This window comes from Thalassospira lucentensis MCCC 1A00383 = DSM 14000 (genome assembly GCF_000421265.1).
Classification (GTDB): domain Bacteria; phylum Pseudomonadota; class Alphaproteobacteria; order Rhodospirillales; family Thalassospiraceae; genus Thalassospira; species Thalassospira lucentensis.
In genome coordinates, this window is record NZ_ATWN01000002.1 from 340,424 (window position 1) to 355,754 (window position 15,331).

The 15,331-nt window shown below is 52.5% G+C and carries 16 protein-coding genes and 1 tRNA gene; 12 read left to right on the forward strand and 5 right to left on the reverse strand.

What is annotated here, in order from left to right; translation table 11 throughout:
- Genes K355_RS0105680 through pseI form a run of 6 tightly spaced genes read left to right on the forward strand, consistent with a single transcriptional unit; the run spans position 1 to position 5,657 of the window.
- Positions 1–1,173, forward strand: coding sequence for a glycosyltransferase family 4 protein (locus K355_RS0105680; RefSeq protein WP_147250356.1), 1,173 nt, complete (start codon positions 1–3; stop codon positions 1,171–1,173).
- Positions 1,173–2,177 carry a glycosyltransferase family 9 protein gene (locus K355_RS0105685; protein WP_022731150.1) on the forward strand — a complete coding sequence of 335 codons (1,005 nt, stop codon included), beginning with the start codon at positions 1,173–1,175 and terminating at the stop codon, positions 2,175–2,177. Before K355_RS0105680 ends, K355_RS0105685 begins: the two co-directional genes overlap by 1 nt.
- Before the next feature lie 57 nt (positions 2,178–2,234).
- Positions 2,235–2,918, forward strand: a complete 684-nt coding sequence (locus tag K355_RS0105690) for a PIG-L deacetylase family protein (RefSeq protein WP_022731151.1) — start codon at positions 2,235–2,237, stop codon at positions 2,916–2,918.
- Entirely contained in the window at positions 2,915–3,604 is a 690-nt protein-coding gene (locus K355_RS0105695) for a formyl transferase (RefSeq protein WP_022731152.1), read from the forward strand. Before K355_RS0105690 ends, K355_RS0105695 begins: the two co-directional genes overlap by 4 nt.
- The gene (locus K355_RS25000) at positions 3,597–4,613 is read left to right on the forward strand and encodes a GNAT family N-acetyltransferase (RefSeq protein ID WP_022731153.1); all 1,017 of its coding nucleotides are present in this window, start codon (positions 3,597–3,599) and stop codon (positions 4,611–4,613) included. The genes K355_RS0105695 and K355_RS25000 overlap by 8 nt, the downstream gene beginning before the upstream one ends.
- A gap of 30 nt (positions 4,614–4,643) precedes the next feature.
- Positions 4,644–5,657, forward strand: a complete 1,014-nt coding sequence (pseI, locus tag K355_RS0105705) for a pseudaminic acid synthase (RefSeq protein ID WP_022731154.1) — start codon at positions 4,644–4,646, stop codon at positions 5,655–5,657.
- Positions 5,658–5,775: 118 nt separating this feature from the next.
- Here pseI and K355_RS0105710 read toward each other — a convergent pair.
- Positions 5,776–5,865, reverse strand: a tRNA-Ser gene (locus K355_RS0105710).
- Positions 5,866–6,272: 407 nt separating this feature from the next.
- On the opposite strand from K355_RS0105710, the gene rplU reads away from it, so the two are divergent.
- The 4 genes from rplU (at position 6,273) to proB (ending at position 9,213) form a co-directional block, all read left to right on the forward strand.
- On the forward strand, positions 6,273–6,584 hold the full coding sequence (gene rplU / locus K355_RS0105715; protein WP_022731155.1) for a 50S ribosomal protein L21: 312 nt from the start codon (positions 6,273–6,275) through the stop codon (positions 6,582–6,584).
- 35 nt (positions 6,585–6,619) lie between these two features.
- Positions 6,620–6,880, forward strand: a complete 261-nt coding sequence (gene rpmA, locus K355_RS0105720) for a 50S ribosomal protein L27 (protein ID WP_022731156.1) — start codon at positions 6,620–6,622, stop codon at positions 6,878–6,880.
- 157 nt (positions 6,881–7,037) lie between these two features.
- Complete coding sequence (gene obgE / locus K355_RS0105725; protein WP_028791363.1) at positions 7,038–8,075, forward strand: GTPase ObgE; 1,038 nt, start codon at positions 7,038–7,040, stop codon at positions 8,073–8,075.
- 16 nt (positions 8,076–8,091) lie between these two features.
- Positions 8,092–9,213: a glutamate 5-kinase gene (gene proB, locus K355_RS0105730; RefSeq protein WP_022731158.1), complete on the forward strand. Its 1,122-nt coding sequence runs from the start codon at positions 8,092–8,094 to the stop codon at positions 9,211–9,213.
- Positions 9,214–9,453: 240 nt separating this feature from the next.
- On the opposite strand, the gene K355_RS0105740 is transcribed toward proB, so the two are convergent.
- The 4 genes from K355_RS0105740 to phaR all read right to left on the reverse strand — a co-directional run bounded on the left by K355_RS0105740 (position 9,454) and on the right by phaR (position 13,014).
- Positions 9,454–10,836: an NAD(P)/FAD-dependent oxidoreductase gene (locus K355_RS0105740; protein ID WP_022731160.1), complete on the reverse strand. Its 1,383-nt coding sequence runs from the start codon at positions 10,834–10,836 to the stop codon at positions 9,454–9,456.
- Positions 10,837–11,063: 227 nt separating this feature from the next.
- Positions 11,064–11,459 (reverse strand): helix-turn-helix domain-containing protein, encoded by a 396-nt coding sequence (locus K355_RS0105745; RefSeq protein ID WP_022731161.1) that lies wholly within the window; start codon positions 11,457–11,459, stop codon positions 11,064–11,066.
- 167 nt (positions 11,460–11,626) lie between these two features.
- Positions 11,627–11,983, reverse strand: coding sequence for a hypothetical protein (locus K355_RS0105750; RefSeq protein WP_022731162.1), 357 nt, complete (start codon positions 11,981–11,983; stop codon positions 11,627–11,629).
- 401 nt (positions 11,984–12,384) lie between these two features.
- Positions 12,385–13,014 (reverse strand): polyhydroxyalkanoate synthesis repressor PhaR, encoded by a 630-nt coding sequence (gene phaR, locus K355_RS0105755; RefSeq protein ID WP_022731163.1) that lies wholly within the window; start codon positions 13,012–13,014, stop codon positions 12,385–12,387.
- Positions 13,015–13,320: 306 nt separating this feature from the next.
- Between phaR and K355_RS25005 the strand changes: the two genes are divergently transcribed.
- Complete coding sequence (locus K355_RS25005; RefSeq protein ID WP_022731164.1) at positions 13,321–14,259, forward strand: hypothetical protein; 939 nt, start codon at positions 13,321–13,323, stop codon at positions 14,257–14,259.
- Complete coding sequence (locus K355_RS0105765; RefSeq protein ID WP_245562914.1) at positions 14,150–15,325, forward strand: alpha/beta fold hydrolase; 1,176 nt, start codon at positions 14,150–14,152, stop codon at positions 15,323–15,325. Before K355_RS25005 ends, K355_RS0105765 begins: the two co-directional genes overlap by 110 nt.
- The last annotated feature ends 6 nt before the right edge of the window (positions 15,326–15,331 follow it).

Sequence of the window (15,331 nt, forward strand, 5' to 3'; positions counted from 1 at the left end):
GTGTCTGGGAATTCCGAAAATAGTTTTAGGAACGTAAGTTTTCTTTTCCCCCTTTCGGGGCGAAACGCCAGAATTGAGCAGATTTCTTCTGGGCAAGCGCCTTCTGAATTTTTCTACGGGGGTCTGGCATTCGAGAGGGAGAATGGCGCACTTGGTTATGTCGATTTGCGCAAGGACCCTGTCCAGTTCGTTCAGCGTGGTTTGTTGTTCTTTGAACGTTTGCGTAATCGATGGGCAAATTTTGGGTTAAGTAAGCAAAGGGTTGTTGCTTTCTCCGAGGATATTCCGCGTGATGAGATGGTTATCTCGTTTACGGATTCCGGCAGTTTGTCAATTGGCCGCTACCGGGAGAGTTTGTCGGGAAACCCTGTTCTGATCGGCGGCTTCCATGGTTTGTGTGATATCGCAGCAGAAGTCAGTCCTTGGGCGCGTGGTTGGGCAAGACGAGAAATTCGTAAGAGTTTGTCCGGATTGGATTATTGTTTTTTCTTTGGTGAGAAAGACAGAGAAGAAGCGATCAAGCTCTACGGTGTTGATCCGTCGCGCAGCCGTGTTTTTCCATTCGGTGTGGATTTAGCTTTTTGGCGTCCAGGTTTGGAAAGTGACAAAGGAAAAGATGGTCTCATTTTCTCTGTTGGTTCAGATCCAAAGCGAGATTACCCGTGTCTAATTGAGGCCCTTGGTGATAGACATAAAGCGCGCATTATAACCCGACTGCGGATTGATCCTAGCAGCATCAGTTCGAACGTAGAGCTGGTTTCCGGTTCGCTGCATGGCTCACAAATTACGGACCTTGTCTTGCGTGATTTGTATTGGCGGTCGAAAATGGTTGTTGTTCCCGTAAGGAATGTTATCCAGCCGTCAGGGTACAGTGTCTCTCTGCAGGCCATGGCTTGCGGGAAACCAGTTATTATCTCAAGTATTGATGGCTTGTGGGATCGGAAGATTCTTAAGCATAGAGAGAATTGTATCCTTGTGACACCGGGAGACACAGCGGCCTTACGCGATGCAATCGAGCTTTTGGACAAAGACGATATGTTGAGGAATGACTTGGGCCGAGCTGCGCGAGAAACTGCTGTCAATCACTTCGGCCTTGAGCGGATGGATAATGCATTGCTTTCAATGGTTGAAGATCTGCGGTCGGTGTACCCCAAAGAAAACAGGGCGGCCTAATGGGACTGGGCGGCAATCTTATATGGACCGGCGTGTTTGATGCTATCCATGATCAAATGGGGCAAGTCGCGATAGCATGTGATACGCCGATGATAACTGATGTTTTGTCAGGGTATTGGTACCGCCGCGGCCGAAGCTATCAAAATGATCCAATATTCCTGAGCAATCCGGATATTGGTCATGTTGATGTCGTTCCCAAGGGAAAGATTTGCCATTTATTGGATGTTGCTTTCGAAAAACTGATTTCACGAAATAGCTTACGGCGTCGTTGGGAGAGCTTCGTTACATCGCGTACAATCAGTCATTGGAAAAATGCAGGGGCGCCACTTTTTGTCCATATCGATATGCGGAACCACTCATACGCGAGAGCTCAGACTAAGAAGAAAACCTATTGGAAGTCGGGCGGCTGCGCAGCTCATGTTATTGCTAGAACCTTTGGTGTATCTGTAAAAGTTCCAAAGTGTAAATTTTTCCCGACCGACAGCGAGAACCTGAAGATTAAAAGGATTCTCGCGGCGCATTGTGTTTCCGAGCAGTTTGTCGCAATCGAGCCGGAAACCAACAGGGACTGGTTTGGCGATCTTCGGGCGTGGAAAATTGACCGCTGGCAGGCTCTTGTTTATCAGATCAAGCTTCTATACCCAAATCTGGATATTGTTCAACTTGGGGTCGGTGATCGAGAAGTGCTGACGGGCGTGACAGATCTCACAGGGAGGACTTCTTTCAGGGAAGCAGCATCACTGATTGCCCGTTCTCGCCTGTTTATCGGTACAGAGGGCGGCCTCATGCATTTAGCTGCTTCTATGGGGACGCCATCGGTAATACTTTGGGGGGGAATCACGCTTCCTGAGTTCGCAGGTTATCCGGATCAACACCATATTATTTGCCACTACGTAGACTGCGCTCCTTGTGGAAATTTAGGTTGGTGTGACTATGATCGTAAGTGCATGAACTCGATAGAAGTTGGCGAAGTTGTAGAAGCTGTGCGCTCTGAGTTAAATTGATTTGTAAACTAGAACCTTTCGTCAGCAACCTTTAACGAGGGAATACTGAGGTCGTGAATGGGAAATAACTCTCAAAATATTCTAGTCGTTGCCGCCCATAGTGATGATGAGGCGTTGGGCTGTGGGGCAACAATTGCACGCCACGTGGCCCATGGAGACAATGTTTCTGTTATTTCGATGACAGATGGCGTTGGTGCCAGAGATTCTGGAGATTCAGGAATCCTTTCGCGCCGGGAAGCCGCAGAAAAGTCATCGCAAGTCCTTGGTTTCGCGTGGGCGGCTCAAGGTAACTTTCCTGACAATGCATTAGACACAGTGCCTCTAATTGACCTTATTAAGTTCATCGAAGCGGTAAAGAAAGAACGACAACCATCATTGGTTTATACGCATTCCTTTGCGGATTTGAACATAGATCACCGTCGGGTGTGCCAAGCGGTCTTGACCGCATTCCGCCCTCAGCCGGCTGAAGTTTGTCAGGAAATTCGGTGTTTTGAGACTGTGTCTGCAACTGACTATGGGCAAAATTCGGGAGCCTGCGCATTTTCCCCGAATCTGTTTATAAATATTGAACCGTTTTGGATGAAAAAAGTTGCGGCTTTAGAGGCGTATCATCTCGAAATGCGCGAAGTTCCACATTCTAGATCCATCGAAGGATTGGAAATTCTCGCAAAGTTACGAGGCTTTCAGAACGGCATTCCAATGGCAGAAGCGTTTGAGGTTCTACGGAAAATCGAACGATGAAAAAATATGGTCTGGCTATTCAAAATGCCTTGGTTGAAGAGGCATTGGAAACAAAAGGACTTGTTTCTAATGCGTCATTTGTTGTCAGAACGCCTGATGAATTAATAGCCATTTTTGATGGTCCCAAACTTAACGTGGACTATCTGTTTTTCCCACACTGGTCACACATTGTTCCAGAAAAGATTTACGAACAGATCGAGTGCGTTTGCTTCCATTCTACGCCGCTGCCCTATGGTAGAGGGGGATCACCCGTTCAGAACATGATCCTACGAGGCTTCGAACAAACCGAGATTTGCGCTCTTCGGATGACCGAAAAACTTGATGCAGGTCCGGTTTATTTGCGCCTTAGTCAGTCATTGAATGGGCCCGCCCATAAGATATTTTCGAGTATCTATAAAAAGATAGCTGGAATGATGATTGAAATGCTGACCCACGACCTCGAGCCAATTGAGCAGCAAGGGAGCGTAACACAATTCAAGCGACTGAGTGGCGCTGACAACGAGTTGCCAACGTTTGGATCAATAAACTCACTCTATGACCATATTAGAATGACTGATGCAGATGCTTATCCTTCCGCTTGGCTGCGGTATGGCGACTGGGTATTGGAATTTAGAGACGCTGTGCTAAACGGTGACAGAGTAAGTGCAACTGTCAATATTCGAAGATCTGATGGCAATCATGAGTGATGTGACTTATCGGACTGCTGTGTTTTCTGACTCAGAAAATATACGTTCATGGCGAAATGATCCTGTTGCGCGCTCTTTTTTTCGGGACAGTTCTGTTGTTGACGAAGAAAGCCATAATAAATGGTTTACTGCTTGCCTTGCCGATACGAATGCTCATCTTTTTATTGCAGAGATTGCAGGGGAGGCTGTTGGGGTGGTTCGGTATCAGCTCAGGACAGATGAAAAGGGTTATGATGTTAGCATAAATTTGAATCCGACTTGGCGCGGAGTGGGGCTGGGAAAGATGCTCCTAAAAGACACTCTTCCTCCATTGGCACAGCGATTGAATTATGACCGCTTTGAGTTGCATGCAGCAATTTTGCCGTCAAACATCGCGAGTATTAAGTCATTTAGAAACGTGGGCTATGAGCTGAAAAGCAGTTCAAAATGCGATGAAATGATTGAGCTGATTTATAAATGGCCGCAATTCGATGCGGTTATTTGTTTGGCCAACGACTTTGATAGTGATGGTGAACTCAACAAAGAGTCCAAGCTGAGGCTCGATGCCGCCGTATGCATTGTTAAGTCGTATGAAGTGCCCAGGTTGGTCACCACCGGGTGGTCCGGAGCTTTAAGTTCGCGTGTCAGTCTCGCAAATGCAATGGCCACGAGGGCCGTTGGTGTTTGCGGGCTTGAGGCGGACATGATCTATAGAGATGAACGACCAAGAGATACAGTGGGCGAAGCGATATACCTTGCAAAAGATGCACTTCCGGTCTTCGCGTGGAAAAAAGTAGCTGTTGTGACCGGAGACTGGCATGTCGCACGCGCACGACACGTGTTCTCTCGGGTCTTTGGAGACCTTTGCAGTATTGACTGGTTTCCGGTAACCAGTGAGCCAGCGTATTGGGAGTCAGAGGCACAAAATAGTTCAAGAATGAAATTTGACCAGATGGTACACGGTATAACTTCCGGAGATGTCAGTGGCTTCTTCGCTAAAATGATGTCGCAACATCCTTTGTATATGTAGATCGATACCAATAGCTAAAAGTCAGGCACAATGAGCACATTAAAAAGACCATTCATCATTGCCGAAGTCTCAGGAAACCATAATGGTTCTATTGAACGGGCGAAGGAAATTATTTCATCTGCGGCAACAAATGGCGCCAGCTGTGTGAAGTTGCAGACCTATACTGCCGACACGATGACCATTCGATCTGACAAACCGGATTTTCAAATCAAGGGCGGTTTGTGGGATGGTAGAAACCTGTATGAGTTATACGAGTGGGCGCAAACTCCTTATGAGTGGCAAAAGCCGCTGTTCGATCACGCGCGGAGTTTGGGTATTGAATGTATTAGTACGCCATTTGACGAGACTGCTGTTGATCTGCTTGTAGACATTGGATGTCCTAAAATTAAGATAGCTTCGTTCGAAGTAACGGACCTTCCTCTTATTAAGTATATTGCCGAAACGAAGAAGCCTGTGATCATGTCAACTGGTATGGCGAATAAGCAGGAAATTTCCGATGCTTTGGAGCTGCTTCACAAGTATGGCAACGGTGAGGTTATGCTTCTGCATTGTGTAAGTGGTTATCCAACACCGGCTGAGCAGATGAACCTGAATGCTATTGGTGTCTTGAAGTCAGAATTTGGCTGTTCTGTCGGTCTGTCTGATCATACATTGGGAAATCAGGCGGCCATTGCCGCTGTTGCATTAGGTGCGGAGGTCATTGAAAAACACTTTACTCTACGCCGAGCTGATGGTGGCCCTGATGCAGCATTTTCTATGGAGCCTGAAGAGCTTGCAGCTTTAGTCCGCGACTGCAAAACGGTCTATGACGCGTTGGGTAACGGTGCCTTTGATTTAGTCGCTGCCGAGCAGGAAAACGTAAAGTTCCGTCGTTCTATCTATGCTGTGAAGAGCATAAAGGCAGGTGAAGCGTTCTCACAGGACAATATTCGTCGGATACGCCCTGGATTTGGTTTGGAGCCGAAATACTTCGATCTTGTTCTTGGAAAACTAGCGCTTCGTGATTTTTCTGCTGGAGATCCGCTAACAAAAGCAGACTTGTAGTTGACAACGCCTAGTTTGGTTGCTCGGGGGCGAGCTTGATCCATTGATGTACAACTTAACAATCCCTTCTGTTGGCCGCAGAAGGGATATACCATCAAAAAATATATTTAATAGAAAATGGCGGAGAGGGTGGGATTCGAACCCACGGTACTATTGCTAGTACAACGGTTTTCGAGACCGCCCCGTTCGACCACTCCGGCACCTCTCCGCATGTGTGGTCTTGGCGTTCGAGGCGGTGTTTACCCATCCTCGCGCCAGAATGCAAGAGAGAAAACGCATTTTGGGTCAACTCTTTTGGATCGTCGTTCAGCTCGTGCAGGTGCATGCTCTCTCAATCCAGTCCTTATGCCGCCGGTTAACTGAAGCGGGGCGGCTTGCGCCTCAAATGCCGGGTTGAGTGCGCGGTGGATTTCCCCGGCGAGATTATGGCTGCACGGTTCGCCGGGCAGCCATGCGCACTAAGGCCATGCAAAACCCGCGCGGCATCACGCTTTGGAGTTGACTCTTGGGGCCAAAAACGGTAATTCACCCGTTCTTCGCAGCGGTTCGGTATCAGTTAGCAGCGACACCGAAGCGCGCGTTTTGATTCCAGAATGATTTTTCAGGAAGTTTTAGATGTACGCAATCATCAAAACTGGCGGCAAACAGTATAAAGTTGCTGCCAACGACGTTATCAAAGTCGAAAAGATCGCTGCCCAGGCCGGTGACACTGTGAAACTTGAAGAAGTTCTCATGGTTGCTGGCGACGGCGCGCCAAAAGTCGGTGCTCCGTTGCTCAAAGGTGCTTCTGTTACCGCAGAAGTTCTCGAACAGGCCAAGGGCGACAAGGTGATCGTTTTCAAGAAAAAGCGTCGGCATAACTACCGTCGTAAAAATGGTCATCGCCAGAACCTGACTGTTCTGCGCATCAAGGACATCAACGCCTGATTTATCAGGTTGAGATGCAGTTTTAGGAGAGTTTCATGGCTCATAAGAAAGCTGGTGGTAGTTCGCGCAACGGTCGCGACTCCGAAGGTCGCCGTCTCGGCGTGAAAAAATTCGGTGGTCAGGCAGTTGTAGCAGGCAACATCCTCGTTCGTCAGCGTGGCACCAAGTTCCATGCCGGTGACAATGTCGGCCTCGCCAAAGACCACACCCTGTTTGCGACTGTGAACGGTTCCGTCCTGTTCAAGTCGGGCTACAAGGGTCGTACTTACGTAACGATCGTTCCGGCAGAGGCGTAAGCCTCCCGTCGGCTGCGCGATACGTAGCAAGATTTTCGAGGGAGGAATGAGCAATCATTCCTCCCTTGTTTTATGTAATATAGATTTCCCGTCGATGCGCAGCCCCATGCGCGCCGGGATCGCAAAGACAAAACGGGCGCTGCCCAAAGGACCGGTTATGAAGTTTCTCGACCAAGCCAAGATTTATGTGCGCAGTGGCCGCGGCGGTGCTGGCGCGGTAAGCTTTAGGCGTGAAAAATATATCGAGTTTGGCGGTCCCGATGGTGGTGACGGCGGGCGTGGCGGCGATGTCATTCTTGAGGCGGTCGAAAACCTCAATACCCTGATTGATTTCCGCTATCAGCAGCATTTCAAGGCCGAAGTCGGCATGCATGGCATGGGCCGTGACCGCACCGGTCGTTCGGGCAATTCCATCACCATCAAGGTCCCGGTCGGCACCCAGATCCTCGCCGAAGACCGCGAAACCTTGATTGTCGATATGCTCAAAGCCGGCCAAACCCACCTGCTGTGTCGGGGCGGTGACGGCGGGCGCGGCAACGCACGTTTTAAATCCTCCACCAATCAGGCCCCGCGCCGTTCCGAAGAAGGCTTCCCAGCCGAGGAAATGTGGATATGGATGCGCCTGAAACTGATCGCCGATGCCGGTCTGGTTGGTCTGCCCAATGCGGGTAAATCAACTTTCCTGGCGGCATCATCGCAGGCGCGTCCGAAAATCGCCGATTACCCGTTTACCACCCTGCATCCGCAGCTTGGCGTGGTCAGTGTGGATGACACTGAATTCGTTCTGGCCGATATTCCCGGTCTGATCGAAGGTGCATCCGAAGGCAAGGGGATCGGCACACGGTTCTTGGGGCATATCGAACGCTGCGAAGTTCTGTTGCACCTGATCGACTGTGCCGAGGAAGACCCGGTCGCAACCTATCAGACCGTGCGTGAAGAGCTCGAAGGCTACGCTGATATCCTGATCGACAAGCCCGAAATTGTCGTGTTGTCCAAGGCCGATCAGCTTCTGCCCGAAATGGTCGAAGAACAGCGCGAGATCCTTGAAAAAGGCATTGGCAAGAAGGTCTATGTCGTTTCAGGTGTGACACAGCAAGGGGTTACGGACATCCACCGCGAAGTCCGCGCCTATATCGATGGCGAGCGCGAACGCCGCGCCATGGAAGGCCGCGGGGATAACGTCTACCAACCGTAAGATCGGGGTCTCAAAAATGCAGGCTGCACTCGCGGACGCAAAACGTCTGATCATTAAGGTCGGCTCGGCCCTTCTGGTCGATGAAACCACTGGCAAGCTTCGCCGTGCCTGGCTTGAAGCACTGGCCGATGACATCGCCCTTTTGCGCGAACGCGGGGTCGAGGTCATTGTCGTCTCCAGTGGTGCCATTGCCATGGGCCGACGCCTGCTGGGGCTTGATCACCGCACCATCAGCTTGGCCGATAAACAGGCCGCCGCAGCCACCGGTCAAATCAGCCTGTCGCAAGTCTGGCAAGAGGCCCTTGGCCGCAATGGCCTGACCATGGCGCAGGTGCTGGTGACCTTGGAGGATATGGAAGGCCGCCGTCGCTATCTGAATGCGCGCGGCACCTTAAATGCGCTGCTTGCCCATGGGGCGGTGCCGTTGATCAATGAAAACGATACCGTCGCGACCGAAGAAATCCGTTTTGGCGATAATGATCGTCTCGGGGCAAAGGTCGCGCACATGATCTCGGCCGATACGCTTGTGTTGTTGTCCGACATCGATGGTCTTTATACCGCCGACCCGCGCAAGAACCCGGACGCAAAACTGATCCCCGAAGTCCGCGAACTGACCCCGGAAATCATGGCAATGGCCGGTGCGGCCCCGACCATGTATAGCTCGGGCGGCATGGTGACCAAGTTGCAAGCTGCCGAAATCGCCATGAAATCGGGCTGTCGCATGATCATCGCGCGCGGCACGATCTATCATCCGCTCAAGGCCCAGCTTGAAGGTGCGCCCAATACCGTCTTTTTGCCCAGCGAAAGCCCGCTTGCCGCACGCCGCCACTGGATAGCAACGTCGCTATCGGCTCCCGGTGCGATCATTGTCGATGACGGGGCGGCCAATGCGATGCGGGCAGGCAAAAACCTTCTGGCAGCAGGGATCAGTGGCGTAGATGGCGGTTTTAAGCATGGCGACGCTGTGCGCGTGCTCGATGACAAGGGTCATGAGGTCGCACGCGGCATCACGTCCTACAGTGCCGAAGAAACCCGCCTATTGATGGGCCATGCCTCCGCCGACATCGAAGCCACCCTTGGCTTTACCCGCGGAAATGCTGTGATCCATTCGGACGATTTGGTGGTCGCAGAGGGGTAAAACCCTCTAAGGCCAAAGGCGTTTTGGGGTTATTTGGCGTCCGGATGGTAATGCGACTGCATGCGCATGTCTGACAGCGCAAAGCTGCCGTTCCCGGACATCACCTGTCCGGTTTCAAGCCGGATGTCTGCGGCACGCCCATGTCCCATTAAGACGGCGCCACGTTCATCTGCAATAGGGTTCCGGAATATCCGCCAAGGTTAAAAATGTAGATCAGTCGATCATAGTCATTCTCTTTGTTCATCGCCCTGACAAATAGTTGGCGATGCGCGCCAGACGTGAGGTCTGTGGCGTATCACGCTGGGCTTCACGACGGTCGGCCATGTGATAAAGATGATACATGCCATGTACGCCCAACCACCGCAGGGGTTCTGGTTCCCATGTGCGTTTAGGCCGGTTTACCCAAGGCAGTTTGGTCAGTTCTGTGTCGCGCTCCAGCACCAGGTCGGCAAGCGTCTGGCCGGCTAAGTTCGACGTGGACACCCCCAGGCCGACATACCCGCCCGCGGCACCGATGCCAGAGGTCGGGTCATAATCGACACGTGCACACCAATCACGCGGCACGCCCAAAACCCCGCACCACGCATGATCCAGCTTTATATCTGCCACCTGCGGTAACAAGCGATGTATGATCGCCTGTAACATCGCGATGGTTTTTTGCTGGGTTTGACCGCGATTATCAAGCCCGTTGCCAAACCGATAAGGCACGCCTCTGCCACCCATCGCAATCCGATTGCCTGCTGTACGCTGCGCATAGCAATAGCCGTGCACAGCATCTCCCAGCAATTCGCCGCCCTGCCAGCCGATCTGGTCCCAGATCAGATCGGGCAAAGGTTCCGTCACGACTATGGAGCTGTTCATTGCCAGCATATCGCGGCCCTGTCCCGGCAGGCTGGCGGTATAACCTTCTGTCGCACGAATAATTTTTTCGGCGCGGATGGTGCCGCGATCCGTCGTGACCTGCCCTTTGGACATCCCCGTCACTGTTGTCTGTTCGTAAATGGAAACGCCCGCCCGTTCCACGATCTGTGCTAACCCGCGCACCAGCTTGGCCGGTTGAACCCGCGCCACGCCATGCAAAACAAGCGCCCCAACGGCGTTTTGAACTCGGATCCGATCCGTCATGTCACTGGCGCCGATCAGGTGCATACGCTCCTGTGGTACCTCCCAGTCCATCGCGGTCGCGTAGTCGTCGCGCAACCGGGCCATCTGTGCCGAAGTGCAGGCCGCGATAAGCTCGTCTGTGCGGTGAATATCAGCGTCGATGCCTTCGGATTCTGTGACTCGAATGATCTCATCCACGGTGCCGCGTAAGGCCCGCTCAAGCGCTATCACGCCTTCGCGCGAGCCCGACTTGGCATACCGATCCCGGTTCCAGTAAAACGCACCGGTCAGCCAACCGCCATTTCTGCCTGACGCACCGAAGCCCGCGAAATCGCGCTCGACGATAGCGATTGACAGATCGGGGGCTGCTTTTTTCAAGTACCACGCCGTCCACAGACCGGTGTAACCGGCCCCGATGATGCAAACATCTACAGCGCGGTCGCCCGGCAAGGCAGGACGACAGGGCGGCAGTCCACCCATATCCGTGTGCCAGAAAGAAATATCGCCGTTACGGGTCATGTCATCTTTGTCTTCATCAGTTGCCGCCGTCTTGGCATTGCCGACAAGCTCATGTGCTTTACCGGAATGGGGGCCGCTTGGTCACGATCCATCATTTCAAAGACGTGTGGCTAGGGTCTGAACCCCAAGCTTCACAGAGACATGCATAATTCACAAGGCACAAAAAAAGGCTGCCCCTATGATGGGGGCAGCCTTTTTTTCGGTGGCGCTAAATCCGGAAACCGGACTTACGCAGCCTGATCAGCAAGAGCACGGGCCATCTGGCTCAGAGCTTCCTGATGCTTTTCATGCTTGATGCTGGCAAAGTTACGGGCCAGTTCAAGGCACATGCGCTGACGTGCATTAAGCTCGGAAGCCTGGTTGCCGTCGAGGCCTTCGTAGAAGTAGCTGACAGGAACACCCAGGACCTGGGAGATTTCGTAAAGACGACCAGCAGAGATACGGTTGATACCGCGCTCATACTTATGTGCCTGCTGGTAGGTAACGCCGATAAGGTCAGCCATCTGCTGCTGGGAGAAACCCAGCATGATGCGACGTTCGCGAATACGCTGACCAACATAACGGTCAGTGTCAGTTGCGCGGTTTGCGCGTTTTGGTTCTTCTTTTGAGATAATCTCAGTCATGATATAATCCGTTATCAACCGCCAGTTATTTAACCCCACTTTGGACGCTGTTGGGCTTATTTGTTTTTGCCCAATTAACAACTTGTCGCAGGATCATTTTTGACCTGCGATGTGTTGAAATGTATCTGAACATTGGTCAGGTAATCGTTACAGCAATCCGCCAGAAGCTAGCTATATAGGTCAATTGAGCTGTCTTTGTCTAGTGCAGAAGGCGAAAAAAAGTCGTGGGTTTCTATGCTGTAAGGTGTGGAATGCTGTGCATAGCTGGCATGCATTTCCTGAATGACCGGCGGTTGTAAAAGGTTTTCCTGAGGTAAGAGCTGCCCTAAAAGCTGGGTCCAGAATGCTGCGCTGCCCACAAGATCATGGGGTTGCAGCCATGCGCCACCGTTCTGCGCAATTTCCCGTACAGGCGAAATACGCGCAGTTGAAACTGTTCCGATCCCGGCAGGACCATCCGTTCCGCTGCTCGCAGAATCCGTCCTGCGGGCCGGGAGCATGGAAATCGGTGTAATGGCTGTCATGTTTTCTGGTGTTGTTTGACTAAATTTGACTGTTTGCGCGCAGACTCCGTGCTTTTGGTATGTTTGGGTGATGCACCCGGCAAAAATTGCCGCCTGACAGCACTGTCGGGCGGTTCGAAAGAGTTAATAAAAAGTTTATGCAGGATTGATGCCGTGCCGAGGTAAACCCGCGCGAGTCGGGGCACACCGGACACTCGCCGGATATGGCGCGAAGATCAGATGGCCGTGATGACCCGCTAGGCGGTGCGGGGACGGCATTGTTTTCCCGGCAACCCTGATAATTGGGATGTGACACTGGGGCGGGGCATATCGGTTAGAGCTGTTTGGAAAGACAAAAAAGGCGGAGCCGCCTATCGCGATGCTCCGCCTTTTGGAATTTGGGGTCGTAACCTGTGAAGGTCTTACTTGTCGGTCTTGCCGCTTGCCAGCGTATTGAGCTGGGCCTGCATGGCTTCAAGCTGGCTTTTAAGATCATCAAGTGATGCGTCTGCTTTGCCGCTTGCTGCGGCTGACGGGGATGCCGCGCCAGTGCCGCCCGTACCACCGGAATGTCCGTTTTCACCGTCTTTGGCAAATGGCGAGAACATTTTCATCGTCTGTTCAAACAAGGCCATGTTTTGCTTGTTCATTTCGTCTAACTGGCCAAACGGGAAAATGCCATGCATCGTGCCTTGCATATATTCGCGCATCTGTTCCTGATTATGGGCAAAGGCCTGCATCGACTGTTCAAGATAGGTCGGAACCAACCCTTGCAAGCTGTCGCCATAAAATCCGATCAATTGACGCAGGAAACTGATCGGCAGAAGGTTCTGCCCCTTGTTTTCTTCTTCGACAATGATCTGGGTCAGGACCGGGCGCGTGATGTCATCGCCCGTTTTGGCATCGTAAACGACAAAGTCGGTGTTTTCCTTGACCATCTGCGACAGATGATCAAGCGTGACATAGGAACTCGTCGCCGTGTTATAGAGGCGGCGGTTCGCATATTTCTTGATGACGATGCGGTCTTGATCGTCTGATTTTTTGTTGGTCATGGCGAGGATTCCTGCTTCCCTGTTTCCCGGACATCTGCCTGGCATTTTCATTAGGGGCATGTTTCTGCCCCGGTTTGCGTATGCACACATCGCGATGTTGCGCAGCATTTTCAATTTTGCATTTGCTCAGGCAACTATGACAGTGACGTGATTTTTTCAATGTGTCCAGTCTTCAACGTGGAGTGCGCTGCGAAAAACAACCCCGAATACAGTTTGTTGCGGCACAGCAAGGGATTTCATTTTCCCGTGCGTCGCATCCTTCTATAGTAGAGCAGATCTGCCACACAGCATCAGGAGGCGGCAAGGGTGTCAAACAAGACAACCAGTACCGACGCCAGTACCAAGGTCAGTACCACAGCAAGTGCGAGCACCAGCAAACAGACAAGCACCGCGACCCGCAAAGAACGGTCGGGCACAAACACGGACCCGGCACCGGATCAAAAGCTTGCCGGATCACCAGATCAAAAGCTTGACGGTGACGATCACCTTGATCAGCTGGCACAGCGTTTTCTTGATCTATGGCGTCAACAGGTCGCAACAACTGTCGATGGCACGCAGGCCGCCAGTGCGATTGGGCGTCTTTATGCATCCCTTGGGGCCGATACCTCGCGCATGGGCGAAGGATTTGAGGCATGGGGCAATCTGATCGGTCAGATGGCAATGGGCCAGCAACCCGGTGGGCCATTGCCCGGCATGTCCGCAAACCCGATGGCGGGACTGCCGGTGGACAATCCGTTGCAGGCGATGATGGACCAGATGGCCAAGGCCGCGCGCGATCTTCCTATGCCGCCGTTTGCCGGTGGTTCATTTCCCGGTGTCCCGTTTCCGGGAATGCCATTTTCGCCCAACATGACCGGCATGTCCGGTTCCCGATCGCCGGGCACGCCGGGCGCGACAGGGCCGAAAACGCCAGAAAAAGACACGACTGACAATACAACCAAGACGTCGTCAGGCACCGACAGCCAGGATGATGTGACATCAGACGCCATACCAACAGCAAAAGCAGGCCGCACAACACCGGCAAAGGGGCAGGGAAAAAATGATCAACCCGCAACGGCAAAAGAAACTGCCACCCAAACGGGAAAATCAAAGACGGGCAGGGCCAAGGCCGCTTCCGATGCACATGGCAGTCGAGATGACGAGCTGGCTCAGCTCGCGCGCCGCATTACCGATCTTTCAGAAACAATTGCTGCCCTGGAAGGCCGACCTTCGGGAACAGGCAAAGACCCTTCTGAGCGAGATTGAAGCCTATCACCCTGATGATGTGGCACAGGCGCTCGACCGTGTCGCCTTTGACCGCCATGCGGCCTTTCATGACGGGGTGCGCGCCTATCAACGTCATGACTATCGGCGTAATGCCGATGATGTGCCGGTGATCTGGGAAGACGGCTCAACGCAGATATTTGATTACGGCGTCACTGCCCCGAAAAACAGCAAGCATCCCAACGGGATTGTCTTGCTCGTGCCGTCCTTGGTTAATCGCGGCTATATTCTTGATCTGAATGAAAAACGCAGCTTCGCGCGCTTCTTGGCCAAATCGGGCTATCGACCGCTTCTGGTCGAATGGGGATATCCCGGCGAGGATGAGGTGAATTTCGGGCTCGATGATTATATCGCCGGGCGTCTGGTCATGGCTCTGCAAGACGTTGCTGACATGAATGGTGGCCCGGTGCCAATGATCGGCTACTGCATGGGCGGTGTTTTGGCCTTGGCCGCAACCTTGCTCGATCCGGCACAGGTCAAAAAACTCGCCCTTTTGGCCACCCCGTGGGATTTTATGGCCGCCGGTCCGGCGCAATCACGAATTGCCGCAGCCTTCGCACCCTCCTTGCCCCATATGCTGGCCATTCACGACATCTTGCCGGTTGATGTGCTGCAAAGCCTGTTCGCCAGCCTTGATCCGTTCATGATCGGGGAAAAATTCCGCCGGTTCGAACAAATGCCCGCCAAATCGGCCAAAGCACGTGATTTCGTTGGGTTGGAAGACTGGCTCAATGATGGCGTGCCGCTGACGCGCCGGGTAGCGGTTGATTGTCTGATCGGCTGGTATGTCGAAAACAAACCGGCCAGCGGCCAATGGCAGATTGACGGCATTGATATCAATCCGGCCGACATCTGCTGCCCAACGCTTGCCGTCATCCCCGAAAGTGACCGGATTGTTCCACCCGAAAGTGCCAAGGCACTGTTTGATGCATTGCCCGCAGACATCCGCTCCGAACTGCATCCCTCCGCCGGGCACATCGGCATGATGGTCGGATCACGGGCCGAAAAATCAACATGGCTGCCGCTGGTCGAATGGCTGGCGCAATAAACTAGA